This window comes from Thiohalophilus sp. (genome assembly GCF_031581315.1).
GTDB lineage: Bacteria > Pseudomonadota > Gammaproteobacteria > UBA6429 > Thiohalophilaceae > Thiohalophilus.
Window position 1 is genome coordinate 7,848 of sequence record NZ_JAVLAZ010000027.1, and the last position, 25,190, is coordinate 33,037.

Below are 25,190 nucleotides of genomic sequence, written 5' to 3' on the forward strand. Positions count from 1 at the left end.
TTTGATAAACGGTAACGAATAATCGAAGTTCATCATCTGCTGCTCCCCAAGGGCGTTGTACAACACCTGCAGGAACGGCAGATTCTGATCTACATCGCGACAAAAGCGATATGTGGTATTCACTGCCAGTTCAAAAAAACGTTGTTCCAGCTGCTTTTCATCAAGTTCCCCCCGGGTGTACTCCTCAAGCAGTATGGCAACCTCGGGATCGGCAATCAGCAGGAAACGCAGTATAGCCGTACGCACCAGCAGCATTTGAATATAGGTAAAACTGTCAGGCATGGTGTAAAACCACTCCCGGAACAGGCAATTATAAAGATAACGGGTTATGTAGCGTTCAAGCAGCATGGATAAATTCTGCTCAACCTGCTGCTCACGTTCGGCAAACAATTCGGTCCAGTTTCTATGACCATCTTCACCCGCCCAGGCAGCGAATATCCGCTTTGCCAGTTGACTGGTTTTTTCCTGCGGAAACTGCTCCTGCTTTAACTGCAGAATCGACTGGATCACGATCAGGGCCATCGGTTCGTCAGACTGATATTGCTCCAGATAGTTGGCCCAATAAACAAAAGCCTCTTCGGAACGTGCCCGTTGCAGCTCTTTTTCCAGCAATGACGCTTCAAACGCTTCACAGCCCTGGTGATAAAAACGGGATATCCGGTTGGCGACACTGGCAAGCGCGTACAAACGTACCGCAAGCGGTTCCTCTTCACACGCCATGATGGACAGGAAGCTGTCCCTGACCTGTGAAAAATAATGGGCGTAATGATCCGACTTGTTGCGCGGTAATTCCCGTGTAATCGGATATTCGGGACGCGGCAAGTCCGCAGGGCTAAAGCGCACCAGCGACGGCAGCGTCTCCTGAGACAGGCAACGCCGAACCACCTCTGGACAGGAAAGCGCCCCCGACATTTCCACGTTGTCGCCCCGACGCACGATCACGCGCGGGAAAAACGTACAGATATTGCCCAGCGGCTCTACCCCGTGTGCCCGGTGTATATCGCATAACCCGTCATCGGCCAGCATGGGACAGTATCCGTTATCGGCCATGTTAATGTGGGCATAGTCATGATCACCCAGGACCGGTTTGTCATTGACCCGGATATAGGTTTCAAACAGGGATTGTTGTTTCGGATCCTCGGACATGCGTGCCTGCAACAATTCATAATGCTGGCGATCCAGTTTAATGTCCCAGCACTGACAACAGGTATCCGGGCAATCCCCTCCGAGGCATTGAAAATCGCGAAAGTAGTCCTGGGTTTTATAAATCAGAGACATTAATGAATACCATGCGGGGTTCAGTCAGCTTGCCGTGGATAATATGCCAGATCGACGCCGGCATCGACTGAGGATTGTTGCGTAAAATCAGCGAGAATCATGCCGCTGAATTTATCGCCGCGATAGACTTCCACACGAAACTTTTTCGCCTGTCTATCAATGGAAAACCGTGGCATAAAGTTTTCATAAGAAACGAACACTCCGGCCTCGTCATCCACCCCGTCGTGTACAAAGCCGATAATATTAACCCGGTATTCAGTCTGGGGAATCACCATGAAGTTGTTACGTACCATGATTTTCTCACCCGGCCTGACCAATTTGTAACGATCATCGACCAGCACCGGGATGTACTTCAGGCTGTCATCAAATTCCATGAATTCGGGATGCAGATTGGCCACTCCCCGGTTCCCGTAACGCACCTTGTAGTGCCGACCCGACCCGACTACAGCAAGCAGCGGGTTGCTGGCTTCAATCTGCATGGGTTGTCGCGGTGTCATCGGAACATACCGCAGCCAGTCCCGGGCATTTGTCATATCCAGGAAAAGTCGTTTATTGAACATAGCAAGATACAGTTCTTTTTCGATCGCCTGTTTGACATGGGCCGGTTCAAGTGTAAAGTCGCGTCGAAATTCAATACCCATTTCCTGCATGAAGGCTTCAATAACATTCAGGTGGTAAAAAGCACGGAATTCCGTGTTCAGTGATTTACTGGCTTCAACACCGAACGCAGCCTTTTTATTGCGTATCGCAAAATAGGTCAGGGTTTTTTCCATCTCCCTGTCGCCTTTGCGGGTATGGGTGTTCTTGAGGTGATAGCGGTGTTCAGAATCAAGCAGCCGCTGATTAACACGCCGAATCACCCGCTCTCCCGTTTCAGACAGGTTTCCATAACGCGCGTCATCCAGTTCAGCCTGATCAACAATCAGGCTCTGTCCCCAGCGGTGCGGCCCATGTAGCGAGTCCTGATGTCGGGGACGGTAGTAACCGCTACCATCATGCAGATTGAGGACAACATCAACCTGCTTGTTCAAAATAATGCTTTTTATTTTCTGTACTGTATCATATTCCGGATCCTGTTCAGCCAGATCCAGAAACTTGCGATTCATGTCGCCATGCACCCCGCGTGAGCGGTGGACAATACTCTCAAAATTCAGATTGGGAACGACCCAGACATTGCCATAATCAATTTGATAATCGGTCACCAGCAGGGACGCCGCATTGAACCCGCCAGGCTCATCCCCCTGGATACCTCCGATGATCAGCAATGTCGGGGCCGACGGACTCGCGCCCTGTTTGTGCAATGTAAAATCGAGACTCGCCGTCGCCGCCAGCATCGCCCCGGATGGAAACAGGAGCATCAGGCACAGCATCAGTCCGCAATAGAGCCACATCAGGCAATGTCGCCCATTCCCGGCTACGCTATCGACTGGTTTCATCGTTATTGCCTGTCGTTGATTTAGCATCGCGCCATCCGGATCAAGAGGACACCGGCTCAGATGACCTTGATATGCCAGGGCTCGTAACGAACCCCCAGTTTATTCCCGTTGGTATAACGAATATCGACATACCCCAGTTGAACCAGCCGCTCAAAGACATCGGTATCGGCAAATTCGGCGGTGAAATTGGCGTAACCCAGGTTACGCTTACCGACATCGAAATCGCCGATGCCATGAAAGGAGTAACCGGGCGGTGCCAGAGAGCGCGACGCCAAAGCCAGATCACCTTGTGTCTCGACCGCTTTTGCCAGGAACAGATACAGTTGTTTGACCACGCCTCGAATTCCGGAGGTTAATACCAGTTCCTCGCCTACATCTTTTTGCAGGCGTCGATAAAGATGCAATGACTCATCCCGATACAGATAATTTCCGGTGTATGGCACCTTTATCGTGGCGTGATCCTTGATATTTTCATTAAGGCGGGAAATGACTTTCTCACCCATGAAACCGTATTGACGAGCGTCTGTCTCGAATATCCACTCAAAGAATTCCAGTTCCGCCGGGCTGAACTCGCCTACTGCCGGATAGTTACGTGCATAACGCAACATCTGATCAAATCCCAGCAAGGCAAAATTGCCATGGCCCACCAGTTTCTGGACTTTTTCCAGATGCGCCACACTTTGCTTCAGCAGCGACATCTGACCGGCATCAAGCTGTACGTCTGTTGGTTTAACCGGTGCCGGTTTCACCGCCTGTTCCAGCTGATCGCGTATCGCCTCATCATCCAGGCCCGCCAGCGGATTGCTGTAGGTAAACACCTCATTTCCGGATTCGGCCACCTCGACAGGACCGGCCTGGCCTGATGGTTTATAGGCTGTGCGACAGCCGCCCAGAATCAGACCGGTTGCCGAGAGAACAGAAAGGAATTTACGTCGATGCAGATTCATGGTTTTATAGTTAAACTCACAGTGTCAATGATATACATTGCCATCAGGCAGCTACCTGGCCGGCGTGACAGAGACCGGACTTGCCCAATATAATGCTGTTTTAGCGACCACAGAACCTGTTTTTTTAATATTTCAGAGTCATAACCCATGGATGAGGCACCTGTCGGGCTCCGTGAGCTGCGCCAGCAACTGGCACAACAGGGACGTCGTTATCTGGCGCTTTCCCCGATCGACCAGCCGCGAGCCCGGATCCGTTTCCCCGGTCAGTTCGAAGGCCGGGAAATTATCTGGGATGCCGATTTACGGACTCTGCATCATGAATATGAGCAGGCTCGCGCAGAAAACCCCGCAACTACCGATGCATTTCGCCAGTATATCCATATTCACCCGGCACAGGGCGAATGCGTTCCGATTGTTGTCGCATTAAATGTGCCACAATTTGATGAACCGGCAATACTCAAAACCCTGATCATGATCCATAATTACAAAAGGCTCCGGCTGGGCCGCCATGAATTCGGTCCACCGGTCTATTTTTCCGACTAAACAGACGGCTGCAAGATGGATCGACTGCTGACAGTTTCTCGCGCGGCGCGCCTGGTCGGTGTCTCACGTGGCACCTTGCAAAAACAGATCCAGGATGGCGACCTGCCCAGTTTTGAAGGCATGGTCCGACTGGACGATCTGAACCAGGCCTACCCCAATATCGAAGTGGAAGACAACACCATGCTCGAGAAGATCGAGCATATTATCGACAATGCCCTGCAACGCGCCCGTGGCGACAAGCTGCGCAAGTTGCTCACCCCCGATCTGGGAACCCTGGCCGCCCGCGTCTCCCAGCTGAGCAAGGAACTGGCGGCCGCCCGTTACACCTCGGAACGGTTCCAGCAATTACTGGAAGAAACCCGGCAGCGTCTGGATGAACTTCAGCAGCAGCCGGCACCGCAGGAGGAACTGCAACAATTAACCCATTGGCTGGACAGCTCTCTGGCCGAAGCCGCTGAAAACCCGAACCCGGCCCAGCTATTGACGCAGGATACCCTGCTGCGGGTGATTCTTGCCCAGGTTCATATCATGCCAAGCGGACATGAATTTTTTGTCGAAGGTAACAACTCCATTCTGGATGCGGCACTCAGTGCCGGGGTTGCTCTCAACTACGGCTGCAGCAACGGCAACTGTGGCAAATGCAAGGCCCGTCTTATTTCCGGTGAAGTACGCAAAATCCACGATCATGAGTACACACTCAGCGAAGCGGAACAGAACCAGGGTTACCTGCTGACCTGTTCCAACACCGCCGTTACCGATATTGTCCTGGCCGGCGAAGAAGCCCTCGATGAAGAAGATATCGAGACACAGACTGTGCCTGCCTATATCAATAAGATCACTCACATATCCGATGAACTGGCGATCCTGCATCTCAATACAGTACGCCGCCAGCGTCTGCGTTTTCTTTCAGGCCAGAAGGCCCGCCTGAGCAACGAGGCAGGGGAAAGTGACCGCTATCACATTGCCAGTTGCCCGTGTGACGATCGCAGCCTGCAGTTTCATGTTAGTCGTGATGACACGCCTTTCGCCGGGTACATCTTTGAGCAGGCAAGGCCCAATGATGCGATTGAGATCACCGGTCCACAAGGTCATTTTGTATTACACCGGGAACTCGACAAGCCGCTCCTCTTTTTTGCCGTGGATAGCGGCTTTGCCCCGGTCAAGAGTTTGATCGAACATGCCCTGACACTGGATCTGGCCGAGCATGTGCATCTTTACTGGATTACCACCGGTCACCGTTCCCATTACCAGCACAATCTCTGTCGCGCCTGGATGGATGCGTTTGATCATTTTCACTATACAGCCTGGTCACTCAAAGACGCAGGAAACCACGACCAGTGGCAGGAGCGACTCAAGCAAATCGATACGGACTATCCGGATTTATCCGAACATGCGGTCTATTTCTGTGGCCCGAAAGAGCTGGTCGAAACCGCGCGGCAGCATTTTACCGCGCACGGTCTGCCAAAGAAGATGATGTTTACTGAAGAATTCCCGGAATAGGGAATAGATAACAGGAAACCCGGGATAACCCGGGTTAATCTGAATCCTTGAGCCAGGTCTGCAGGGCGTCGATAATCTTCTGGGCCTGATCCCGACTGGAGATGTTGAACTTGGATTTTTGCTGATACTGACCGTTACGTTTCTGGTAACGGCGGATGGTAAACTTGTCGGGACCAAATTCACCGGTTTTACGATCCATATCCTGGTAACGGAATATAATGGTCGACCAGGCGCCCTTGGTCAGAATCACCTTGTCCAGTTGCTTTGAGACCAGATTACCATCTTCATGATAATCCACGGTCAATTCATCAATTTCTGCCGACATGGCGGGTTCCTCGTCGTTCGTCTGCCGAATAATAGCGCCTAGAATATCACAACATCCCCCCGGGAGTTCCAGCAGCGGCGACAAAAACCGGCGCCACTGGCCGCCATCTTGCCCCCTGTTCTAGAATAGCCCGGTTATCTGGCCTTTACCCCGGAGTCCGCTCTGTTCACACTCAATCAACATCGTTTGCGCTTGCTGGCGATTTCACTAGTCCTGGCTGCGGGAGTGTATCTGGGTTTTGCCCTGATCGGCGGCCTGCCGACGTTGAGGCATCTCATCAACCAGCTGGGAGTCAGTGGCGCGGCGATCCTGCTGGCCTGCTCGTTGGCCAACTACCTGCTACGCTTTGCGCGCTGGGCCTTTTATCTGCGCACCCTGCAACATCGACTGCCCGGCCTGCGGCATCTGGCTTATTACCTGTCCGGCTTCGCCCTGACAACCACGCCGGGCAAAGCGGGCGAAACCATCCGTTCCTTCTATCTGAAACGCCATAGCGTTTCCTATACCGACAGTCTGGCCTGTTTTTTTGTTGAACGTTTTCTGGATGTGGTCATCATCACCTTGCTGGCCACGCTGATTTTCGTCTCCCATCGCGATTACCAGCTGTTTGTTATTCTGGTTCTGATTACCCTGCTGCTTCTGTTACCCCTGCTGCAAAGCACTCTGCCATTGCGACTGTTTCGCTCTCTGGCACAAAAGCTGGCCAACACGCGTCTGGCGACGTTGCTCACGCAGACCGCCACTTTGCTGCAACAGGCACACCAGTTACTTTTACTGCGTCGACTCTACCCGGGACTGTTACTCGGGGCGCTGGCCTGGCTGGTTCAGGGCCTGGCGTTTTATTATCTGCTGCAGATCAGTGGCACCACTTTGTCAATCAACGCGGCACTGGGAATCTACGCTCTGAGCCTGCTGGCCGGCGCCCTCTCCTTTATTCCCGGAGGTATCGGCGCCACCGAAGGGGTAATGGCACTGTTATTACTGGCCCATGGGGTCGAGCGCGAGATGGCCTTCAGTCTACCAATTATCAATCGTATCACGACGTTGTGGTTTGCTGTCGCGGTGGGACTGCTTGCCAATGCCCTGCTGGCATGGCGCGGTATTCCTGCGCCCGATGAAGAGGCCTGCATCAAACCGGCAACCAGCCATACCACAGAGGCAGGGAAAGCAGACTGAGCAGAGTACTCACCGTCACGGCCGCGGCATACACCGTGGTATCCAGGCCGTAGCGATCGCAGATGACCACGCCGATCACCATGCTGGGCATGGCCGCCTCCAGCACCACCGGCGCCAGCAGGCGGGCATCAAGATTCAGCACGCCGGCGCCGCCCCACACTACCAGCGGCATAATGATTAACTGACTGATCACCACCACAATCACCGACGGCAGACGCTGCCAGCGCAACACTTCCCAGCGCAGACTCATCCCCAGTACCAGCAACATCAATGGAATCACACTCTCGCCCAGTAGCGACAGGGTATTTTGCAGCAACTCGGGAACGGGAACCCCCGTCAGGTTCAGTACCACGGCCAGCAAGGCGGCCCACAGGGGCGGAATCCGCAACAGGCGATGCCCGATGGACTCCCGGGAGGCAACCTGCCCGAATTGCTGGGCCAGCAAAATCCCGAGCGTGAACAGTAACGGTGTCGAGGCGAACAGATCGTACTGGATGGCAATACTGGCGGACCATTCACCAAACACCGAAACCAGGACCGGCAGGCCGAGATAGTTGGCATTGGGAAACGCCGCGGCCAGCATGACCGCGCCGGTGACCGGACGCGGCATTCCGCAACCCCGACAGGCCAGCCACGCGAACAGCAGCCCTGCCAGAATACCCAGAGAAGCCAGCGCGCTGATTTTGATCGAGGAGATCCCCAGCGGCGCCTGCCACAAAATGGACAAAATCAGCGCCGGCAGCAGCAGGTTGTAAACCAGACCGGTAATAACCTGACGCGCCTTGTCGCCATCCACCCCGCCGGGGGCAAAATAGCGCCACAAGGCACCGCAGGCGATGATAACCATCATTGAGAACAGGATATTAACCATGCGTTTGCATCACCTTTAAATGGAGCGGCATCGCCGCCGCGACAGTCTGGCACAGGCTAACAGGCTCCATGTTATACTTTTTTGAAAGTTTGTTGAGGAGAGACTGCATGCGAATTTTGCATACCATGTTGCGCGTTGGCGATTTGCAACGTTCGATCGATTTTTATACCAATGTGCTGGGAATGAAACTGCTGCGGCAAAAAGATTATCCAGAAGGCGAGTTCACCCTGGCCTTTGTCGGTTACCAGCCCGAGTCCGAGGGCGCGGTGATCGAACTGACCTGTAACTGGGATACGGACAAATACGATCTGGGCGACGGTTATGGTCATATTGCGCTGGAAGTGGACGATGTCTACCAGGCCACCGACGACATCCGCCAGCGCGGCGGCAAGATCCTGCGCGACGCCGGCCCCATGAACGCCGGCACCACCATCATCGCCTTCGTCGAAGATCCGGACGGCTATCCGATCGAATTGATCGGTAAGAAAAGCTGAACTGAATAACTCTCGCAAAGGCGCCAGGACGCAGAGATCGCTTTTTATTTCATTGCGCCTCTGCGAGAGCCTCATAAAAGTGCTCAACAGAAACTATTTCGTTTTGTATTCGGTACTACCATCATTGCTTTCATCGAAAACCCGGACGGCTATCCGATCGAACTGATCGGCAAGAAAACTAATCTTACTCTCGCAGAGACGCCAAGGCGCAGAGAACGATTTTATTTCATTGCGCTTCGGCGCCTCTGCGAGAGACCCACAAGAACGCTCAACAGAAACTATTTCGTTTTATATTCGGTATATTTCTTGTGACTGCCGCGCACCTGGTCGGCGGGATATTTGTCGGCGGTGATTTTCATTTTCTGCTGCACGACATCCAGCAAGTCGATATCCAGCCGTTCGGCCAGACGTAACAGATAGACCAGAATATCGGCCATCTCGTAGGCAACTTCCTGGTGTTTTTCCGGCGGCAGATTCTCACTCTCGGATTGTTTCAACCACTGGAAGTGTTCCACCAGTTCGGCGGCTTCGACGATCAGCGCCATGGCCAGGTTCTTGGGCGAATGAAATTGCTCCCAGTCACGTTCCTCGGCGAACGCTTTGAGTTGCAGTTTGAGTTCCTGTAAGCCGGTATCACTCATTGGCAACTCAGGTGCTGACATGACGCTGGGTGACACTTGGCATATCGCGATGCAGTTCCATGCAATACCAGTCGCCAATGGCGATGATCTGCCGATGGCCATCGAGATACTCCAGCAATAACGCCGACAGGTATTCATGGCGATAGACGGCCAGGCGTACGCGCAACAACTCACCCTCGCGCGTGGTGTACCAGTTGCCCACCACCGGATCTTCAGTCAATGACATACTATTTACCCTTTGTTGAGCGGTTGTTCACTCATCGGTAACGCAACCGTGTGAAGCATCCTTGACGGTCTTGACATACTTGAACAGGGTACCGCGCTGCGCGATATAGGGCGGCATTACCCAGCTCTTGCGCCGGCGTTCCATCTCCTCATCGGAGACATCCACATCCAGGCGACGGGTTTCGGCATCAATGGTGATCACATCGCCGTTTTCAATCAAGCCGAGCGGGCCGCCTTCCTGGGCCTCGGGCACCACGTGACCGATGATAAAACCGTGTGAACCACCGGAAAAACGACCGTCGGTGATCAGTGCCACATCGCCACCCAGCCCGGCACCCATAATGGCCGAGGTCGGGGTCAACATTTCCGGCATGCCCGGGCCGCCTTTGGGACCTTCGTAACGGATAACCACCACATCCCCTTTCTGGATCTCGTTATTCTCCAGCCCGGCCAGCATCGACTCCTCGCGATCATAGACCCGGGCCGGACCGGAAAAGCGCAGCCCTTCCTTGCCGGTGATCTTCGCCACCGAACCACCCGGCGCCAGGTTGCCCTTGAGAATCTGTATATGCCCGCTGGCCTTGATCGGCTTGTCGAGCGGCATGAAGACCTCCTGACCGTCCTTGAGAGCAGGAAGTTCGGTCAGGTTTTCGGTCATCGTCTTGCCGGTCACGGTCAAACACTCGCCATTGAGCAGATCGTGTTCGAGCAGGTATTTCATTACGGCCGGCGTGCCGCCGGCGTTGTGCAGATCTTCCATCACGTATTTGCCGCTGGGTTTGAGATCGGCGAGGAACGGGATCTTGTCGCTGATGGTCTGAAAATCGTCGATGGTCAACGGCACATCCACCGCGCGCGCCATGGCGAGCAGATGCAGCACCGCGTTGGTCGAGCCGCCCAGCGCCATCACCATCACGATGGCGTTCTCGAACGCCTCGCGGGTCATGATATCGCTCGGTTTGATGTCCTGTTCCAGCAGATGGCGGATCGCATGACCGGCCTGCAGACATTCATCCAGCTTGCCCGGATCCACGGCGGGAATCGACGAGCTGTAGGGCAGACTCATACCCAGTGCCTCGATGGCCGAAGCCATGGTGTTGGCGGTATACATCCCGCCGCAAGAGCCCGGCCCCGGACAGGCATGTTCAACCACCCCTTCGCGTTCTTGCTCATCAATGCGACCGCTAATGAACTCCCCGTAACTTTGAAATGCCGAGACGATATCCAGCGTCTTGTCATGCCAGTGGCCCGGCTTGATGGTACCGCCGTAGACCATCAGCGACGGACGATTGATTCGCCCCATGGCGATAAGTACGCCGGGCATGTTCTTGTCGCAGCCTGGCAGGGAGATATTCGCGTCATACCACTGGGCGTTCATCACGGTTTCGACGGAATCGGCAATGATGTCGCGCGATTGCAGCGAATAACTCATGCCATCGGTCCCCATGGAGATACCGTCCGACACACCGATGGTATTGAAACGCATACCGACCAGACCGGCGGCTTCGACGCCTTCTTTAACCTTGGCAGCCAGATCGTTGAGATGCATGTTGCAGGTGTTGCCTTCCCACCAGACGCTGGAGATGCCGACCTCGGCCTTGTCCATGTCTTCACGGGTCAGGCCGGTACCATAGAGCATGGCCTGCGAGGCACCCTGGGACTTGGGCTGGGTGATACGGGAACTGTGTTTATTCAACTTTTCTGACATGCAAAGGCTCCTGAACCTGAACGAAAACCCGGGCTACAACAGCGCGGGGCACGCAGTATAAAACAATCCGCACGGCCACGACGAATCCGGCATGCCGACGGACATGGGACACAAATCCGGTAAAAAACCATCAACCCGGCGGGCCACGGGTCGATACAAACCCTGATGAGATCGTCAGCCGGGATAGCCAAACTGCCAACCGTGCCATACACTGTGTTTACAAATACTTAGCCCCAAAAGCTTGAAACAGGTTTAATAACAGAGGCCTCAGCATGGCGTGTACACGGAGAATCGGTCAGCGCATTTTCACCCTGTTACTGGGGTTCGGCCTGCTGGGCGGGGTTCAGGCCCTGCCCGACGACGACCGTTTGCCGCAGCGTTACCAGTTCCAGGAGGCGCTGCAGGCACTGGAAGCCGGAAACCGGGACCGTTACCGGAATCTCGCCGAGAAGCTGCAGGACTATCCGCTCTATCCCTATCTCGAATACGGCGATCTGCGTCGTCGCCTGTCACACGCCAAACCGGAAGAAGTCCGCGATTTCGTCCGCAATTATGGCGACACCCCGATCGCCGGGTTGCTGCATCAGCGCTGGTTATACCGCCTGGCGCGCCACGGCCGCTGGCAACAGCTGGTGGACAATTACCAGATCACCAACGATAAAACCCTGCGCTGTCACTACACCCGGGCACTCTATCAGGTCGATCAGGCGCAACGGGCCCACGCGGCGATGGAAAACCTCTGGCTGACCGGCCACTCCCTGCCTTCGGCCTGCGATCCGGCGATCGAAGCGTGGCGCAACGCCGGTCGACTCAGCAACGATCTGGTCTGGCAACGCATCCAGCTGGCGATTGGCGCCGGCCAGATTCGCCTGGCCCTGTTCCTGGCCGATTACCTGCCCGAGTCGCAACGCTTCTGGGTCAATATCTGGTCGAAGATTCGCCGTAATCCGGAGTACTTACACGAAGTGACCAATCACTTTAACGATGTCGAGCAACCTGTTTTGCGCTGGATCACAGTCTATGGCCTGCGCCGACTGGCCGGTCGCGACCCGGTCCGCGCCGCCCGCTACTGGCAGGAACTCAAACCGGATTATCAATTCAGTGATCAGGAACAGGAACGGATCGAACGGCGGCTGTCGCTGGCGCTGGTGCGCAGCGACGATCCGCAAGCCGCCCAATGGCTGGCCCAACTGAACCTGGGCAACGAGCGTACCGAAGTCAAAACCGCCCATATTCTCTCGGCCCTGCAGGATCGTGACTGGTCGGCGGCGCTCGACTGGCTGAACCAGTTACCGCCCGCCGCGGCCCATTCGCCGCGCTGGCGTTACTGGCGCGCCCGTTCCCTGGAGGAGCTGGGACGCACCACGGAGGCCCGCTCCCTGTATCAGCTCAGTGCCGGGGATCGCAGTTATTACGGCTTTATGGCCGCCGACCGGGGCGGCATTCCCTATCATTTCGACCACCGGCCATTGCTGTTCGGCCAGGACGACCTGCGCCCCCTGCACGACATCCCGGCTCTGCAACGGGCGGCCGAACTCTACGCCCTGGGCCGGGTAGCCGATGCCCGCCGCGAGTGGAACCACCTGCTGCCCAGGCTGAACGAGGACCAGCTGCTGCGCGCCGCCAAACTGGCCGAGGAATGGGGCTGGCACGATCGGGTCATCATGACCCTGGCCCGGGCCCGTTACTGGGATGATCTGGAAATGCGGTTTCCGCTCGCGCATCAGCAAACCGTTCTGAACCAGGCCCGCGATCAGCAGATCGATCCGGCCTGGGCGTTTGCGGTCATTCGCCAGGAAAGCGCCTTTACCCGCGACGCCCGCTCCCATGCCGGTGCCCTGGGCCTGATGCAGCTGTTGCCGCGCACCGCTCGCAGTGTCGCCCGGACCCTGCGCATGCCAATGCGCGGACAGCGGGACATTCTCGATGTGAATAACAACATTACCCTGGGCGTTCGGTATCTGCGCAAGGTCAAGGATCGCTTTCATGGCCATCCGGTGCTGGCCACCGCCGCCTACAATGCCGGCGGGCGCAACGTGCGCCGCTGGCTGCCCGAGGGCCAGGTGCAGCCGTCCGATCTCTGGATCGAGTCGGTCCCCTTCGGCGAAACCCGCAAATACCTGCAGCGGGTCCTCACCTACACCATCATCTACGAACAGCGCCTGGGCCGCCAGCCGGCGCCGATGCTCGAACGGATGCCGCCCATTTCCGCCGACCCCGATGTGACACTCTCCAAAACGGCCCCGGCCAGGCGCGATTCCTGATCCGGACACCGGTCACGTTTTTCCCTTCAAGCCGGCGGCGGCTACGCCGATAGGTCCTGAGAGAGAACGGCAAGGGGAGATACCATGTTCGAGACGATTTTGCTGCTGGGCCTGGTCGCCCTGCTTACCTTTCGACTGGGCTATTATATCGGTCATCAGATTGGCCGCACCGAACACCTGCGCAACTACCTCGCCGAGACCCGAAACACCTCCCGCCAGTAACCTGTCAGCGACGGCGACGGGCCGTCCTCAAAAAGGCAATAACTCGATATAATTCATTGAGTTATTGCTAACTCTTGATATTTTTTCTAAATACAGGTATATCTTGAATCTCGGCCGGTCTGGCCGGTTCGAGCGGTCACAGGCCGTTTCTGCGGATCGGCCCCCTGACACCGACCTCCTCCCAATAAATATCAATAACTTAAAAGATATACTTGATATTTTACTTTAAGTATGTAAACTATCCCTATGATAGTACTTGGGAGGAAAGACCATGCATGAAGAGACTATCCCGCTGTACGAGGTGGAAGAGCTGAGCCTGGAAGAAGCCGTCCTGGCGCTGGCCTCGGAACAGGAAAAACAACAAACGATCTATACCCGGGCTTCCGAACGGCTGCTCGGGCTGGTGGCCTGAAACAGGCCTGACGTTTTACCCCTTGGGACAGGGATGTCCCAGCCTATTACGCAAAGGCCGATATGCAGCACATATCGGCCTTTTGCATTTGCCCCCTCCGCCTGCGAATCAACGACTACCGCAAAGGGGGTCATAGGATGAACGCACCCGGAATGGGCGATGCCAGGGAGAGGGGATGCAGATGCACTCTACAGGCAAGAATACTCTCGCAGAGACGCAGAGCGCGCTGAGAATGAGCAATATCAGATTTCTCTGCGTCCTGGCGTCTCTGCGAGAGATCAATCCCAAATGGACATAACCTCCGAAACACCGACCGGCACTGAAAAAACAGGGAAAGACATTTTCCAGGCGGCGGCTTGCCCGGATTGAATCAGCGCGTCGACATGGCGCGGATAATCTTGTCCTCGTACTGAATCCGCTCGGCCAGCGCCTCGCCCAGCACGGTCAGATCCCGATCCAGATTGGCCAGATCCCCGCTGCGCTCCTCGGATTCGTATTTTTCGTTGAATTCAAGAATCAGGCGGGTGGTTTCCGCGATGCGGGGATAATACTGCTCGGCCAGCTCGAGAACCGTGGTACGGCGCTCCTGATCGGATTCAATATAGGAATAGAGCTGGAAGTGAGCACTGGCGGAGTAATCCACCAGCGACTCGCAAAACTCCTGCAATACCATTTGCAAATCGTTTTCCGGCTTGAACGGCCGCATACCAATCAGCGAACTGAACAGGGCGAGGGTTTCGGTGCGGGTCTCCAGCAGCGTATGGAACTTGTTGCGCACCGTTTGACGGCGTTCTTCGAGTTGTTCAACGTTCACCGTTTGAGCCTTATCCATGCAAATGTGTCAGTTAATATGCCCTTTGCCAGAATCCGGTTCAAGTGTGAATTGGACCACCAGGGCACCTCAGGCACCCGGCCGGGCCCACAGCGGGACCTGATCCACCGCTGCACGCAGCGCCCGATCCCGCTGACGATAATCGGGCAACACCTTTTCCACCTGTTGCCAGTAACGCGGCGAGTGATTCGGCTCGCGCAGATGACACAGCTCATGCACCAGCAGGTACTCCACCAGCGACGGCGGCAGAAACAGCAGATTGCGATTGAGATTAATGCGCCCGCTGGCCGAGCAGCTACCCCAGCGGGTTTTCTGGGCGCGCACGGTCACGCCCGTGCAGATCAACCCGAGCCGTTCAGCCAGTTCCTGTAACCAGGGCGAGAGAATCTGTTTGGCCTGCTGCTGAAGCCAGCCCTGCAAGGCCTCGCGGGCCGCCGCCTCCTCGGCCCCGGCACGCAGCTGTAAACGGCGCGGGTTCTCCCGCTCGCGCCAGCGACGCGGCCCCGACAACACCCCGTATTCAACGACCCAGTGTTGCCCAACGGCCTCCAGATGAATGGTTTGCGGCTGCAGCCCGAGCTGCCCGGGCAGTTGCGCGAGGCGCGTCTGAAGCTCCGCCAGCCGGGCACAGACCCACGCCTGATGCTGGCTCACCAGTTGCTGAATCTCGCGCTCGGCCAGCGCCCGCGGCAAGACCACGACCACCTCCCCGTGCGCCTCGACGCTGATCCTGGCGCGCCGGGCGCGGCGGTTGACCCGCACCCGGTATGTAAACGGCACGGTTGCCGATTCCGTCATCGATTGTTCAATCCCCATGATTTTCGCACCATTGTATGCCATTGAATCGGTTATAATTGACCCTCATACACGGTTTTTCATTTTCTGCGGAAGCAACATCATGCCAGCACACCCCGAACTGCTCCTGCCCGCCGGTACCCTGCGCAACATGCGCTACGCTTTCGCGTTTGGCGCCGACGCGGTCTATGCCGGCCAGCCACGCTACAGCCTGCGGGTACGTAACAACGACTTCACGTTGCAGAATCTGGCCACCGGCATTGGCGAGGCCCATGCCCAGGGCAAGAAATTTTTTGTCGCCAGCAACCTCATGCCGCACAACAGCAAGATCAAAACCTATCTCAAGGACATGGAGCCGGTCATCGAGCTGGGGCCGGACGCACTGATCATGGCCGATCCCGGTCTCATCATGATGGTGCGCGAGCGCTGGCCCGAGGTCCCGGTGCACCTGTCGGTGCAGGCGAATACGGTTAACTACGCGGCAGTGAAGTTCTGGCAATCGCTGGGCCTGTCGCGCATCATTCTCTCACGCGAGCTGTCGATTAACGAGATCGAGGAGATTCGCCAGCAATGCCCGGATATGGAGCTGGAAGTGTTCGTGCACGGCGCCCTGTGCATCGCCTACTCCGGCCGCTGTCTGCTCTCCGGGTATTTCAACCACCGCGATCCCAATCAGGGCACCTGCACCAACTCCTGTCGCTGGAGTTACGGCATGCATAACGCCGAGGAGGATGTCAGCGGGGATATCCAGAAGATCGAGTTCGATGCCATGGCGGCGATCAACGACCCGGAGCTGTTTCCTGAAGAGAAGGTCGAGCGCCATCCGCTGGCCGATCGCGCCTATCTGATCGAGGAGGGCAACCGCCCCGGCGAGCTGATGCCGATCCTGGAAGACGAACACGGCACCTATATTATGAACTCGAAGGATCTGCGCGCCATCCAGCACATCGAGCGGCTGACGAAGATCGGCATCGATTCGTTCAAAGTGGAGGGGCGCACCAAATCCCATTACTACGTGGCACGCACCGCCCAGCTCTATCGCCAGGCGATCGACGACGCCATCGCCGGACGCCCCTTCGATCCCAGTCTCTACGGCAAACTTGAGGGGCTGGCCAATCGAGGTTATACCGATGGCTTTTATGTGCGTCACCCGGATCAGGCCTATCAGAATTACCTGTCGGGTTATTCGACCAGCGAGCAGCAACGTTTTGTCGGCGAGATCACCGACTTCGATGCCGAGCGGGGCCTGGCCAGCGTGGAGGTGAAAAACAAGTTCGGCCGCGGCGACCGGCTGGAGGTGATTGCCCCCGACGGCAACCGCAGCCTGACTCTGGAATACATGGAAAGCCTCAAGGGCGAGCCGATGGACGAGGCCCCCGGCGGTGGCTATCAGGTGCGCATCGCCCTGCCGGCGGGCAATTACCACAAGGCCCTGCTGGCCCGCTTCAACAACGCCGCCTGAAACAGCGGTCTCAGGGGGTGGGCAGCGCCTCGAGCCGCCCTTCGAGCAAATCCCGATATAACGGTTTGTCAGCCACAATCCGCGCTGCCCGGTTCAGAACCGGGTCCTTCTTGCCCACCGTGATTGGCCCCGCCTCCCGCGGACACTCCGGGTTACCGGCGCGATCGCTGATGAAGGCCTCTCCGTTTGACACACAGATGTCCGGCACCACCCCGTTCGGCGCAATCGCGCCACCGGCGGGACGATACAGATGGCCGATGGCGAGCTTGAGACCGCGCTGGTCGGGCAGCTTGAAGACGGAATAAAGCCGGCCCGCACCGCGACTACGCTGCCCGATCAATAACGCCCGGCGGTGATCCTGCAAGGCCGCGGCGATACTCTCGGCGCCGGCGGTCGTCTCGCCATTGATCAGTACCACCAGGGGCAGATCCTGTTCGAGAATTTTCGAGCGCGGTTGCGCCATATACCGGGTCTGCTCCGATTCCACTCGCCCGCGCAGGCTCAACAGGGTCCCCTCGGCCACGAACAGATCCGCCAGTTGTACGGCGGCCTCAAGCACACCGCCGTGGTTATCGCGTAAATCGAGAATCAGGGCCCGTGGCGCCCGCTGTTTACGAATCAGGCCCAGAAACGTTTCATTAAATTGCGCCACCGTGGTATCGGACAGGGCACGCAAACGCACATGGGCGATCGCGCCGGGCAGCCAGCGCCCCTCCACAAGGGGCAGATCCACAAATTCACGGCGCAGGTCGATCTCGCGTGTATCGCCCTCGGCAAAGCGAATGCGTAACGCCAGGCCGGAACCGGGGCGTCCGAGCAGCCGGGTCATCACCTGATCCCGGGATTGCCCGGCCACCGGCTCCCCGTCGATGGCGATCAGTTCGTCACCCGGCCCGAGCCCCGCCCGATCGGCCGGCGAGCCGCCCAGCACTTCGCGAATCACCACCTGTTGATCGCGATGCCCGGTCAACACACCGATCCCGGCACGCTCTTCAGACGGACGCTGCAACAACCCGAACTGGCGACGATCGAAATAGAGACTGCCATCATCCAGCGCGCGCAGCAGCCTGGAGAGCGCCGCCTCCACCGCCGGCAGGATCGGCCGATCCGGATGGCTCCGGTGCAGGGTATCGATCACCTCGGCCAGGCTCGCCTCTCGCAGTGACGGCCGCGGTTCACGCCACGGGCCCGCGCTCAGCTGTGCCGCGAGCCGTTCGGTGAAACGGGCATAAAGGACCTCGGTCGGGATTGGCGTGACGTGCTGGCGTGCGATGCGCGTCAGCGTCGCCTCCGCCAGGCGAGTAGCAATACCCAGTTGCGGATCGAGACGCAACGCCGGCTCGGCCGGCGCCGATGCCGGCGTCGCCTCCGGCGTCGGCGGCGTTGGCGCCTGCGCGCAGGCGCCGAGCCAGGCGGCCATCAACAGCGCCGGGATCAGCGCTCGCCATTGTCCATGTTCCCGCTTTATCACGCCGTGCACTCTCCCTGAAAAACCGCTAGCCTAGCACAATCCCTCGTCCGTAGAACGTCACCCCGGGCCTGCCCCGAGGGTCAACCGGAGTGTCAGAATCCCCATGAGTGCCAGCATCAACGACCCGCTCTATCTCTGCCTGGATCAGGGCGGTCACGCCAGTCGTGCCCTGGTATTCGACGCCCGCGGCCGGCAGCAATGTCACGCCCGCCAGCCACTGGTAGCCGAACAGAGCGCACAGGGGCGAATTGAATACCCGGCCGAAGCGCTGCTCGATTCCCTGCGCACCTGCCTTGATGACATCCTGCAACAGCTCGGCGCGCAACGCCAGCGACTGACTGCTGCCGCGCTGGCCACCCAGCGCTCCAACATTGTCTGTTGGGATCATGACAGTGGTGCGGCACTCAGTCCGATCATCAGCTGGCAGGATCGTCGCAATGCCGACTGGCTGCAGCAGTTTGAACCGCAGGCCGCCCGGATCCATGCCCTGACCGGCCTGCCCCTCTCCCCCCACTATGGCGCCAGCAAACTGCGCTGGTGCCTGGATAACCTGCCCGCGGTCCAGCAGGCGCAACGCGAGGGCCGCCTGCGCCTCGGCCCCATGGCCGCCTGGCTGGCCGGCCAGCTGACCCGGGCGGGCGAATTTCAGGCCGATCCGGTCAATGCCTCGCGCACCCAGTTATGGTCCCTGCAGGATCATGACTGGCACCCCGAGCTGCTGGAACTGTTCGGCATCCCCCGGGAACTGCTGCCCCCCTGTGTCCCGAACCTGAACCACTATGGCCAGCTGCGGGCTGGCGGGCTTGAGCTGCCCCTGACACTGGTCAACGGCGATCAATCCGCCGCCCTGTATGCCTATGGCCCGCTGCGCGAAGACACCGCCTATCTGAACCTGGGCACCGGGGCCTTTGTCTCGCGCCCGGTCGGCCACCGGCCGCTGTTCGATGACCGGCTGCTCAGCAGCGTGGTACTGCAAAGCCCCCGGCAATCCAGTTATGTCCTGGAAGGTACCGTTAATGGCGCCGGCGCAGCGCTCGACTGGCTGGCACAGCAACATGGACTGGATGAACTGACACCGGCACAACTGGGCGAGTGGCTACACAGCGAGTATGACGCCGTACCGCTGTTTCTCAACGGTGTGGCAGGGCTGGCGGCCCCCTACTGGCGAGCCGATTTTGAATCGCGCTTCATCGGCGAAGGAGCTCTGCCACAACAGACGGTGGCCGTCCTGGAGAGTATCGTCTTTTTGCTGCAGACCAACCTGCAACGCATGGCCCGACATCGCCCGGCCCCCCGGCGACTGCAAATCACCGGCGGTCTCTCCCGCCTGGATGGCGTCTGCCAGCGCCTGGCCGACCTCACCGACCACCCGGTTCACCGCCCCCCCGACAGCGAGGCCACCGCCCGCGGCAGCGCCTTTTTAGTCGCCGGACAACCGGACAACTGGCCGGAACCCGGTCCAGGGCGCGAATTCGAACCCACCCGCAACGCCCCTTTGCAACAACGTTATCGCGCCTGGCAACGGGCTATGAACAAGGCCCTGGACAAAGGCTAGGGGCTAGAACCTAAAACCTGTCAGGTAGGCCCGATATAGCGCAGCGGTATCGGGCATTTCCCGGGTTGCCGGACACCGCGTTGCTATGTCCGGCCTACCCCTGAGTACTGAGTGCTGTCAGTCCCGATAAACCCGCCTCGTCACTCGTCACTCGTCCCTCGTACCTGTTCCAGAGGGAGCTGTGCTGTGTCCTGACACCGCGCCTGTTCGGGTAACCACCGACGCAGGGTGTGCATGACCGCCTGCGCCGTGGCGCGATAGCCGGTCAGCTTACCCCCGTAGAGACTCACTACCCTTGGCAGGGAGGTATCGATGAGGGTGTCGCGCGGGCGGTCGAACAGGCTCGATTTGCTGTGTGGCAATACCCGCAGGCCTGCGAAGCTCTCGACCACGGAGGCCTCGGCGGCGGGAAAGTAATGGCGGTAAATGCGCCGCAGGTAGTCGATTTCCGATGCCTGCGGCGCCACGGCGGCGGGATCCCCCGTATAGGCGGTTTCGGTGGTGCCGATCAGGGTCCGCCCATGCCAGGGCATGACAAACACGGCCCGCCCGTCCTGCGGCGATTCCACATAAAACACCCCTGACGGGGCCGGGTCGGCGACCACAATATGGGTCCCCTGAACCAGATCGAACGCCCGCCGTTGCGGCAGCGGGTGCATGCCTTCCAGTACCTGGCCCACCCACGGCCCGGCCGCATTGATCAGCACCCGGGTGGTTATTGTCCGCATCTGGCCATCCTGTTGAAAGTGGACCGTCACCTGTTCGGTGTCCGCCTGTGCCGACACAAACCGCGCGGGACAATGCAACTGCGCCCCGAGAGATCGGGCCGAGGCCATCACCGCCCGGGTCAGGGCCGCATCATCGGTCTGGGCATCCCAGTAGCGAAATACGCTGCGCAGTGACTGCTGTTGCAAGCCATCGAGCTGAGGCCACCGGGTGCGGGATATACGTCGAAACCGTGCCTGGCGATCCAGCCCGCCCAGCAGGGCATAGAGTGACAGGCCGGCCCGCAGGGTCCAGGGTCCCCGGGTACTATGGCGATAGACGGGAATATAAAACGGCACCAGGCGCACCAGCTCGGGGGCGATGTCGAGCAGGATGCGCCGCTCCTGCAGGGATTTGCGCACCAGGGTGAACTGGCCCGATTCGAGATAACGCAGGCCACCGTGGATCAGTTTGCTGGAACGGCTGGAGGTAGCGGCCGCCAGCTCGCTCTGCTCCAGCACCTGCGTGCGGTAACCGCAGGCAGCCGCCGCCTGGGCCACCCCCACCCCCTGGATCCCGCCACCGATGATCAGCACATCGCAATCCACGCCCTGGCTATCGCCCGGCGCCAGCGCCTGGCGCATCTCGCCGATGGCAAAGGTTTCGACCAGATCCACCCCGCGTGCCAGCAATTGCCGGGCCTGCTGCGGATCCACGCTTTCAAACACCGCCAGTTGAGTATCCCCCAGTTGCAACGGACCGTGTTCGGGTAATGATTCGAGATTGCAGAACAGGTAATCGCTGTGCAATTCAACGATGGCCGGAGCCTCGCGCTCTGCCCACTTATCGATTACGGCACCGATGGGCAACGTGGTGCGTTCACGCACCTGCTTTAACGCATCCAGCTGGTAAGAGATCACACAACATTGCTCTGCCACAGGCTGCAGCATCGGCAATACCGCCTCCAGAACAGGCTCGATACCCATCTGTTCGAACGCCACGCGCTTGAGCTCGATAAAAAACCGCACCCCGGGCATTGTCGGGATGATGGCCACCAGATCGCTCAGGGCCACTAACGGTGCGTGTGACAGGCGGGGCGAGTCACCCGTGGCGTGAACATCCAGTGCCTGCAACTGCGACCAGGTGTAATCGTGAATCGCGCCGGGGTGATGGCACAATCGCAGCAATTCGCGATCATGGAACAGGACCGGTACCCCATCGCGACTCAATTGCACATCCACTTCCACATAGCGGGCACCGGTCGCCAGCGCGGCCTGAATACCGGCCAGACTGTTCTCGGGATAGTGATGGGGATACCCCCGGTGTGCGACCAGCTTGCCGTCTGACATCAGAGTTCCTGCCCGGTTATCGTGCAATCCGCCGGCAATGCCATCAACCCAGTCGCTCCAGTGCGATCAAACGGTTGCTGGCATCGAGTTGTAATACGAAACGCCCGTAAACGCCGTCGTGGCCAATATAGGGCAACAGGGCCCGGGCGGGAAAGCGCACCAGCCGACCATCATCACTTTGTACCTGCACATAACGAACTCGCCCGGCATAGTACTTCTCGCACTGGCTCCTGCTGAGATCAAGGCAGAAGGTTATCTGCTGCATGTTTATCACTCATTGCAACCCGGCACCAAGCATAGCCCGAAAAGCCTGTATCTGTCCCGCAGCCGAGACGCGCGCAGCCCAAAAGTGTAAAATAGCCGTCTGTTTCGCGAGAAACAGACTCGTGCTCCGCCAATCCAATGCCTCTGCAGTGGCGGAATCCTGTTAAAACAATCAGAAGCCAGTGATGGAGTGCCATGAAGTTTGAATTCCCAACCCCCAAGACTGTAATCCAAATTGTTATTGTCAGCGTCATCCTCTCCGTTGTCGCCTATTTCCTCTTTCCGTTACTTGCGCTGGAACAGGTCGCCGGGCAACATCTGCTCACCTATGGCATTCTGGCCGGCGCCCTGCTTGGTGCCTTGCTCAGCCATACCCGGATTCATCCGGCTACCAACACCGAGGTAGAATCCATTTTTGTCGGCAATCTGGCCTTCAAAGCCTCACCCAATGCCCTGCGCAAGCTGTTTGAAGATTATGGCGAGGTTCATGCCGTGCGCCTGATGACCGATCGCGCCACCCGTCGTCCACGCGGTTTCGGCTTTGTCGAAATGAAACGCAAGGATGCCCGCAACGCCATCAAGGCGCTCAACGGCACCGAGTTCTACGGCCGTGAACTGAAAGTCAACGTGGCCAACGAGCGCAAAAGCGACAACGGATAATCTGTCGCCAACCAACCAAAAAAGGGGAACCCATGGGTTCCCCTTTTTATTGCATAAAGAGCATTAACGCAGAGGGCGAGAAATAATGTTGAATTGTGAATGATGAATTTTTAATTAAACGTGTATCGCAATTCAAAATTCAGAACTCAACATTCAAAATTATCCCTTCGCGCCTCTGAGTTGGGTTTTACTTGCCTAACCACGCACCTGCAGCAGTTCAACTTCGAAGATCAACGCCGTATCAGGCGGGATGACGTCACCGGCGCCGTTGCTGCCATAGGCCAGCTCGGGAGGAATGATCAGAGTCCGCTGACCACCGGTTTTCATGCCAACCAGGCCTTCTTCCCAGCCCTTGACCACCACACCGGCGCCCAGCGGGATGGTGAACGGTTCGCGCTCGTAGGAGCTGTCGAATTCCTGTCCCTTGTTGTCCTCGGCATCATCGTCATATAACCAGCCACGATAGTGAACGACGACAAGCTTGCCTTTAACGGCCTCGTCACCTTCGCCGGTTTTTTGATCAATCACTTGCAGTTCCTGTGGTAAAGCCATGCGGTACTCCTGAATTTATTGCCATTAACGGCGATGCTGTCGTCGTTTCAGTTGATAGGCGGTTATGGTGTCAACTAAACCGGTATAGGGCAAGCTGTCTATCCCCCCGTATTGTTCGGCAGCGTGGTTCAGCAGCTGATCAATATCCACACGTTCCGCGGGTTCGATACCCAGCTGATTCTGCAAACCGTTCAGACTGCCGAACTGAATTTTCTGAATCACACTGTGCGGCATGCTGGTCAGGTCATCCTCTACCCCAAAGGCCGGCAGGCTCACCTGTTTAAGCCATTCAAATACCGCCTCGCAACGGGAACAGGCCGCCGGGTCACAACAGGCAACCTCGGTGCCTCCCCGGCGCACGACCTGTTCGCCAAAGTGACAGGCATATTGTTCGGCGATCAGCGGACTGCTGAAAGCACATCGATTATCCGACATCGTCTTCACCTCCTTGACTGCCTCGCGGGCCGGCGCTGAGCAGTTGCCACACAACCGGCTCCTGTTCTGATCCTAGCCAGTTAATCGCCTTTTGTAATGGGCCCGCCGCAGTGGCGGCCAGGCAGCGCACACCTTACCATTGTGACATGACGATCCTGTTTTGCCTGTTACTGTTACTGGTGGCCAATGGCGCGCCCATCCTGGCCCGTCTGTTGCCGGGAGTGCGTCACTGGAACCGCTCAGTGGACGGCGGTTACCGGTTCCCCGATGGCGAGCCCCTGTTCGGGGCGCATAAAACCTGGCGCGGCATGGTTGCGGCAATACTACTCACCGCCGTGGCGGCCGGTTTAGCGGGCTATCCCCTGTGGCTGGGCGCGGTATTCGGTGCCCTGAGCATGCTCGGCGATCTGCTCGCCAGTTTCACCAAGCGTCGTCTGAAATGGCGTAGCGGCGCACCCGCCCCACTGCTGGATCAATTGCCGGAGGCCCTGCTACCGCTGATGTCCCTCGCCGACCCGCTGGGGCTTGGCTGGCCATCGATTCTGCTGATTGGCGTTCTTTTCACCGTGCTGGACTGGATCTTGTCACGGGTGCTTTATCTCTGGCGTCTGCGGCGCCATCCCTGGTAAGGCGGGTGACGCGAGCCGCCGCCCTCGCCTATAATCCCCGCTCTTTGACTGGCATGACAACACCGCGATGAATGACACTCAGGCTGAAGCTGCGATTTTCGACGTCGATCTGGAACAATTCGATCAAAAAGTGCTGGCGGCCTCGCATGAGCGGCCGGTATTGATCGACCTGTGGGCCGAATGGTGTCCGCCCTGCATCAGCATCGCGCCGGTATTGAAACAGGTCATCGCCGAGTATGCGGGCCGGGTCCATCTGGGCAAGGTCGAAGTCGATGAAGGCGATAACATGAAACTGGCCGGCCGCTATCAGGTTCGCGGCTTCCCCACCATCATCCTGTTTCGCCACGGCGAGGAACAGGCCCGTTTCAGCGGCGCCCAGACCGCTGGCTATATCCGCGACTTCATCGACCAACATGCCGGATTTGAAGGATAGTGCTGA

Annotated in this window: 27 protein-coding genes; 12 read left to right on the plus strand and 15 right to left on the minus strand. The window is 58.0% G+C overall.

Annotated elements, in window-relative coordinates; translation table 11 throughout:
- From fliB to RI563_RS05735, 3 genes are all read right to left on the minus strand, one after another.
- Positions 1-1,278, minus strand: a 1,278-nt coding sequence (gene fliB / locus RI563_RS05725; protein WP_310693400.1) for a flagellin lysine-N-methylase, incomplete at its 3' end; no start/stop codon positions are given.
- Between the two features lie 20 nt (positions 1,279-1,298).
- Positions 1,299-2,714, minus strand: coding sequence for a M14 family metallopeptidase (locus tag RI563_RS05730; RefSeq protein ID WP_310693401.1), 1,416 nt, complete (start codon positions 2,712-2,714; stop codon positions 1,299-1,301).
- Positions 2,715-2,770: 56 nt separating this feature from the next.
- On the minus strand, positions 2,771-3,661 hold the full coding sequence (locus RI563_RS05735; RefSeq protein ID WP_310693402.1) for a M15 family metallopeptidase: 891 nt from the start codon (positions 3,659-3,661) through the stop codon (positions 2,771-2,773).
- 147 nt (positions 3,662-3,808) lie between these two features.
- On the opposite strand from RI563_RS05735, the gene RI563_RS05740 reads away from it, so the two are divergent.
- Positions 3,809-4,204 carry a hypothetical protein gene (locus tag RI563_RS05740; RefSeq protein WP_310693403.1) on the plus strand — a complete coding sequence of 132 codons (396 nt, stop codon included), beginning with the start codon at positions 3,809-3,811 and terminating at the stop codon, positions 4,202-4,204.
- 15 nt (positions 4,205-4,219) lie between these two features.
- On the plus strand, positions 4,220-5,704 hold the full coding sequence (locus RI563_RS05745; RefSeq protein WP_310693404.1) for a 2Fe-2S iron-sulfur cluster-binding protein: 1,485 nt from the start codon (positions 4,220-4,222) through the stop codon (positions 5,702-5,704).
- Between the two features lie 34 nt (positions 5,705-5,738).
- On the opposite strand, the gene RI563_RS05750 is transcribed toward RI563_RS05745, so the two are convergent.
- Positions 5,739-6,029 (minus strand): hypothetical protein, encoded by a 291-nt coding sequence (locus RI563_RS05750; RefSeq protein ID WP_310693405.1) that lies wholly within the window; start codon positions 6,027-6,029, stop codon positions 5,739-5,741.
- A 192-nt stretch (positions 6,030-6,221) separates the two neighbouring features.
- Between RI563_RS05750 and RI563_RS05755 the strand changes: the two genes are divergently transcribed.
- Positions 6,222-7,205, plus strand: coding sequence for a lysylphosphatidylglycerol synthase transmembrane domain-containing protein (locus RI563_RS05755; RefSeq protein ID WP_310693406.1), 984 nt, complete (start codon positions 6,222-6,224; stop codon positions 7,203-7,205).
- On the opposite strand, the gene RI563_RS05760 is transcribed toward RI563_RS05755, so the two are convergent.
- On the minus strand, positions 7,159-8,076 hold the full coding sequence (locus tag RI563_RS05760) for an AEC family transporter (protein ID WP_310693407.1): 918 nt from the start codon (positions 8,074-8,076) through the stop codon (positions 7,159-7,161). The genes RI563_RS05755 and RI563_RS05760 overlap by 47 nt on opposite strands.
- 107 nt (positions 8,077-8,183) lie before the next feature.
- On the opposite strand from RI563_RS05760, the gene gloA reads away from it, so the two are divergent.
- Positions 8,184-8,570: a lactoylglutathione lyase gene (gene gloA, locus RI563_RS05765; RefSeq protein WP_310693408.1), complete on the plus strand. Its 387-nt coding sequence runs from the start codon at positions 8,184-8,186 to the stop codon at positions 8,568-8,570.
- Positions 8,571-8,848: 278 nt separating this feature from the next.
- Here the strand turns inward: gloA and RI563_RS05770 are convergent, their stop codons facing one another.
- Genes RI563_RS05770 through ilvD form a run of 3 tightly spaced genes read right to left on the minus strand, consistent with a single transcriptional unit; the run spans position 8,849 to position 11,144 of the window.
- Entirely contained in the window at positions 8,849-9,211 is a 363-nt protein-coding gene (locus RI563_RS05770) for a nucleotide pyrophosphohydrolase (protein ID WP_310693409.1), read from the minus strand.
- Between the two features lie 7 nt (positions 9,212-9,218).
- Positions 9,219-9,437, minus strand: a complete 219-nt coding sequence (locus RI563_RS05775; protein WP_310693410.1) for a hypothetical protein — start codon at positions 9,435-9,437, stop codon at positions 9,219-9,221.
- 27 nt (positions 9,438-9,464) lie between these two features.
- Positions 9,465-11,144: a dihydroxy-acid dehydratase gene (gene ilvD, locus RI563_RS05780; protein WP_310693411.1), complete on the minus strand. Its 1,680-nt coding sequence runs from the start codon at positions 11,142-11,144 to the stop codon at positions 9,465-9,467.
- A gap of 272 nt (positions 11,145-11,416) precedes the next feature.
- Between ilvD and RI563_RS05785 the strand changes: the two genes are divergently transcribed.
- The 3 genes from RI563_RS05785 (at position 11,417) to RI563_RS05795 (ending at position 14,042) form a co-directional block, all read left to right on the plus strand.
- On the plus strand, positions 11,417-13,408 hold the full coding sequence (locus tag RI563_RS05785) for a transglycosylase SLT domain-containing protein (protein WP_310693412.1): 1,992 nt from the start codon (positions 11,417-11,419) through the stop codon (positions 13,406-13,408).
- A gap of 84 nt (positions 13,409-13,492) precedes the next feature.
- A complete protein-coding gene (locus RI563_RS05790; RefSeq protein ID WP_310693413.1) occupies positions 13,493-13,630 on the plus strand; it encodes a hypothetical protein in 138 nt (45 codons plus the stop codon).
- 271 nt (positions 13,631-13,901) lie between these two features.
- On the plus strand, positions 13,902-14,042 hold the full coding sequence (locus tag RI563_RS05795) for a hypothetical protein (RefSeq protein ID WP_310693414.1): 141 nt from the start codon (positions 13,902-13,904) through the stop codon (positions 14,040-14,042).
- Positions 14,043-14,412: 370 nt separating this feature from the next.
- Here the strand turns inward: RI563_RS05795 and RI563_RS05800 are convergent, their stop codons facing one another.
- Both RI563_RS05800 and RI563_RS05805 read right to left on the minus strand, forming a co-directional pair.
- Positions 14,413-14,856 carry an Rsd/AlgQ family anti-sigma factor gene (locus tag RI563_RS05800; protein ID WP_310693415.1) on the minus strand — a complete coding sequence of 148 codons (444 nt, stop codon included), beginning with the start codon at positions 14,854-14,856 and terminating at the stop codon, positions 14,413-14,415.
- Between the two features lie 87 nt (positions 14,857-14,943).
- Positions 14,944-15,672 (minus strand): SprT family zinc-dependent metalloprotease, encoded by a 729-nt coding sequence (locus RI563_RS05805; RefSeq protein WP_310693416.1) that lies wholly within the window; start codon positions 15,670-15,672, stop codon positions 14,944-14,946.
- Positions 15,673-15,772: 100 nt separating this feature from the next.
- Between RI563_RS05805 and yegQ the strand changes: the two genes are divergently transcribed.
- Entirely contained in the window at positions 15,773-17,131 is a 1,359-nt protein-coding gene (yegQ, locus tag RI563_RS05810) for a tRNA 5-hydroxyuridine modification protein YegQ (protein ID WP_310693417.1), read from the plus strand.
- Between the two features lie 10 nt (positions 17,132-17,141).
- Here yegQ and RI563_RS05815 read toward each other — a convergent pair whose 3' ends face one another.
- Positions 17,142-18,602 carry a S41 family peptidase gene (locus tag RI563_RS05815; protein ID WP_310693418.1) on the minus strand — a complete coding sequence of 487 codons (1,461 nt, stop codon included), beginning with the start codon at positions 18,600-18,602 and terminating at the stop codon, positions 17,142-17,144.
- Between the two features lie 103 nt (positions 18,603-18,705).
- Here RI563_RS05815 and RI563_RS05820 point away from each other — a divergent pair, with 103 nt between their 5' ends.
- Positions 18,706-20,157 (plus strand): FGGY family carbohydrate kinase, encoded by a 1,452-nt coding sequence (locus RI563_RS05820; protein ID WP_310693419.1) that lies wholly within the window; start codon positions 18,706-18,708, stop codon positions 20,155-20,157.
- A 140-nt stretch (positions 20,158-20,297) separates the two neighbouring features.
- On the opposite strand, the gene RI563_RS05825 is transcribed toward RI563_RS05820, so the two are convergent.
- A complete protein-coding gene (locus RI563_RS05825) occupies positions 20,298-22,211 on the minus strand; it encodes an FAD-dependent oxidoreductase (protein WP_310693420.1) in 1,914 nt (637 codons plus the stop codon).
- A 43-nt stretch (positions 22,212-22,254) separates the two neighbouring features.
- Positions 22,255-22,476, minus strand: a complete 222-nt coding sequence (locus RI563_RS05830; protein ID WP_310693421.1) for a DUF2835 family protein — start codon at positions 22,474-22,476, stop codon at positions 22,255-22,257.
- A 194-nt stretch (positions 22,477-22,670) separates the two neighbouring features.
- On the opposite strand from RI563_RS05830, the gene RI563_RS05835 reads away from it, so the two are divergent.
- Positions 22,671-23,135: a hypothetical protein gene (locus RI563_RS05835; RefSeq protein ID WP_310693422.1), complete on the plus strand. Its 465-nt coding sequence runs from the start codon at positions 22,671-22,673 to the stop codon at positions 23,133-23,135.
- Positions 23,136-23,330: 195 nt separating this feature from the next.
- On the opposite strand, the gene RI563_RS05840 is transcribed toward RI563_RS05835, so the two are convergent.
- Complete coding sequence (locus tag RI563_RS05840) at positions 23,331-23,687, minus strand: FKBP-type peptidyl-prolyl cis-trans isomerase (protein ID WP_310693424.1); 357 nt, start codon at positions 23,685-23,687, stop codon at positions 23,331-23,333.
- A 24-nt stretch (positions 23,688-23,711) separates the two neighbouring features.
- Positions 23,712-24,122, minus strand: a complete 411-nt coding sequence (locus tag RI563_RS05845; RefSeq protein WP_310693425.1) for a hypothetical protein — start codon at positions 24,120-24,122, stop codon at positions 23,712-23,714.
- Positions 24,123-24,268: 146 nt separating this feature from the next.
- Between RI563_RS05845 and RI563_RS05850 the strand changes: the two genes are divergently transcribed.
- Together RI563_RS05850 and RI563_RS05855 are read left to right on the plus strand one after the other, a co-directional pair.
- Complete coding sequence (locus RI563_RS05850) at positions 24,269-24,751, plus strand: CDP-archaeol synthase (protein ID WP_310693427.1); 483 nt, start codon at positions 24,269-24,271, stop codon at positions 24,749-24,751.
- Positions 24,752-24,818: 67 nt separating this feature from the next.
- The gene (locus RI563_RS05855; RefSeq protein ID WP_310693428.1) at positions 24,819-25,184 is read left to right on the plus strand and encodes a thioredoxin family protein; all 366 of its coding nucleotides are present in this window, start codon (positions 24,819-24,821) and stop codon (positions 25,182-25,184) included.
- Positions 25,185-25,190 lie beyond the last annotated feature (6 nt).

Bases quoted from the DNA above. Each gene is read 5' to 3' on its own strand.
- RI563_RS05730 (WP_310693401.1), bottom strand. From the start codon at position 2,714: ATGAAACCAGTCGATAGCGTAGCCGGGAATGGGCGACATTGCCTGATG.
- RI563_RS05735 (WP_310693402.1), bottom strand. From the start codon at position 3,661: ATGAATCTGCATCGACGTAAATTCCTTTCTGTTCTCTCGGCAACCGGT.
- RI563_RS05740 (WP_310693403.1), top strand. From the start codon at position 3,809: ATGGATGAGGCACCTGTCGGGCTCCGTGAGCTGCGCCAGCAACTGGCA.
- RI563_RS05745 (WP_310693404.1), top strand. From the start codon at position 4,220: ATGGATCGACTGCTGACAGTTTCTCGCGCGGCGCGCCTGGTCGGTGTC.
- RI563_RS05750 (WP_310693405.1), bottom strand. From the start codon at position 6,029: ATGTCGGCAGAAATTGATGAATTGACCGTGGATTATCATGAAGATGGT.
- RI563_RS05760 (WP_310693407.1), bottom strand. From the start codon at position 8,076: ATGGTTAATATCCTGTTCTCAATGATGGTTATCATCGCCTGCGGTGCC.
- gloA (WP_310693408.1), top strand. From the start codon at position 8,184: ATGCGAATTTTGCATACCATGTTGCGCGTTGGCGATTTGCAACGTTCG.
- RI563_RS05770 (WP_310693409.1), bottom strand. From the start codon at position 9,211: ATGAGTGATACCGGCTTACAGGAACTCAAACTGCAACTCAAAGCGTTC.
- RI563_RS05775 (WP_310693410.1), bottom strand. From the start codon at position 9,437: ATGTCATTGACTGAAGATCCGGTGGTGGGCAACTGGTACACCACGCGC.
- ilvD (WP_310693411.1), bottom strand. From the start codon at position 11,144: ATGTCAGAAAAGTTGAATAAACACAGTTCCCGTATCACCCAGCCCAAG.
- RI563_RS05785 (WP_310693412.1), top strand. From the start codon at position 11,417: ATGGCGTGTACACGGAGAATCGGTCAGCGCATTTTCACCCTGTTACTG.
- RI563_RS05790 (WP_310693413.1), top strand. From the start codon at position 13,493: ATGTTCGAGACGATTTTGCTGCTGGGCCTGGTCGCCCTGCTTACCTTT.
- RI563_RS05795 (WP_310693414.1), top strand. From the start codon at position 13,902: ATGCATGAAGAGACTATCCCGCTGTACGAGGTGGAAGAGCTGAGCCTG.
- RI563_RS05805 (WP_310693416.1), bottom strand. From the start codon at position 15,672: ATGACGGAATCGGCAACCGTGCCGTTTACATACCGGGTGCGGGTCAAC.
- yegQ (WP_310693417.1), top strand. From the start codon at position 15,773: ATGCCAGCACACCCCGAACTGCTCCTGCCCGCCGGTACCCTGCGCAAC.
- RI563_RS05820 (WP_310693419.1), top strand. From the start codon at position 18,706: ATGAGTGCCAGCATCAACGACCCGCTCTATCTCTGCCTGGATCAGGGC.
- RI563_RS05825 (WP_310693420.1), bottom strand. From the start codon at position 22,211: ATGTCAGACGGCAAGCTGGTCGCACACCGGGGGTATCCCCATCACTAT.
- RI563_RS05830 (WP_310693421.1), bottom strand. From the start codon at position 22,476: ATGCAGCAGATAACCTTCTGCCTTGATCTCAGCAGGAGCCAGTGCGAG.
- RI563_RS05835 (WP_310693422.1), top strand. From the start codon at position 22,671: ATGAAGTTTGAATTCCCAACCCCCAAGACTGTAATCCAAATTGTTATT.
- RI563_RS05840 (WP_310693424.1), bottom strand. From the start codon at position 23,687: ATGGCTTTACCACAGGAACTGCAAGTGATTGATCAAAAAACCGGCGAA.
- RI563_RS05845 (WP_310693425.1), bottom strand. From the start codon at position 24,122: ATGTCGGATAATCGATGTGCTTTCAGCAGTCCGCTGATCGCCGAACAA.
- RI563_RS05850 (WP_310693427.1), top strand. From the start codon at position 24,269: ATGACGATCCTGTTTTGCCTGTTACTGTTACTGGTGGCCAATGGCGCG.
- RI563_RS05855 (WP_310693428.1), top strand. From the start codon at position 24,819: ATGAATGACACTCAGGCTGAAGCTGCGATTTTCGACGTCGATCTGGAA.